Annotated in this window: 1 rRNA gene (only partly in view); it reads left to right on the forward strand. The window is 54.9% G+C overall.

Annotated elements, in window-relative coordinates:
* Positions 1-1,143: ribosomal RNA gene (locus tag MRBLMI1_RS16025) — 23S ribosomal RNA — on the forward strand (its annotated part extends 2,037 nt beyond the left edge of the window); the annotation flags it as partial.

A 1,143-nucleotide genomic window follows, 5' to 3' on the forward strand; every position in this document is an offset into this window, starting at 1 on the left:
TGCTCCGAAAGCGTTTGGAGGCCGCAGAGACTAGTGGGTAGCGACTGTTTACTAAAAACACAGGTCCGTGCGAAGTCGCAAGACGATGTATACGGACTGACGCCTGCCCGGTGCTGGAAGGTTAAGAGGACCGGTTAGCCGCAAGGCGAAGCTGAGAATTTAAGCCCCAGTAAACGGCGGTGGTAACTATAACCATCCTAAGGTAGCGAAATTCCTTGTCGGGTAAGTTCCGACCTGCACGAATGGCGTAACGACTTCCCAACTGTCTCAACCGCGAACTCGGCGAAATTGCATTACGAGTAAAGATGCTCGTTACGCGCAGCAGGACGGAAAGACCCCGTGACCTTTACTACAGCTTGGTATTGGTGTTCGGTGTGGCTTGTGTAGGATAGGTGGGAGACTGTGAAGCGGACACGCCAGTGTTCGTGGAGTCATTGTTGAAATACCACTCTGGTCACTCTGGATATCTAACTTAGAACCGTGATCCGGTTCAGGGACAGTGCCTGGTGGGTAGTTTAACTGGGGCGGTTGCCTCCCAAAAAGTAACGGAGGCGCCCAAAGGTTCCCTCAACCTGGTTGGCAATCAGGTGGCGAGTGTAAGTGCACAAGGGAGCTTGACTGTGAGACTGACAGGTCGAGCAGGGACGAAAGTCGGGACTAGTGATCCGGCAGTGGCTTGTGGAAGCGCTGTCGCTCAACGGATAAAAGGTACCTCGGGGATAACAGGCTGATCTTGCCCAAGAGTCCATATCGACGGCATGGTTTGGCACCTCGATGTCGGCTCGTCGCATCCTGGGGCTGGAGTAGGTCCCAAGGGTTGGGCTGTTCGCCCATTAAAGCGGTACGCGAGCTGGGTTTAGAACGTCGTGAGACAGTTCGGTCCCTATCCGCTGCGCGCGTAGGAAGTTTGAGAGGATCTGACCCTAGTACGAGAGGACCGGGTTGGACGAACCTCTGGTGTGTCAGTTGTTCCGCCAGGAGCACCGCTGATTAGCTACGTTCGGGATGGATAACCGCTGAAAGCATCTAAGCGGGAAGCCGGCCTCAAGATGAGACTTCCATACCTTCGGGTGAGAGGCTCCCAGCCAGACTACTGGGTTGATAGGCCGGATGTGGAAGCGCAGTAATGCGTGAAGCTGACCG

Source organism: Microbacterium sp. LMI1-1-1.1, assembly GCF_040815675.1.
Lineage (GTDB): Bacteria > Actinomycetota > Actinomycetes > Actinomycetales > Microbacteriaceae > Microbacterium.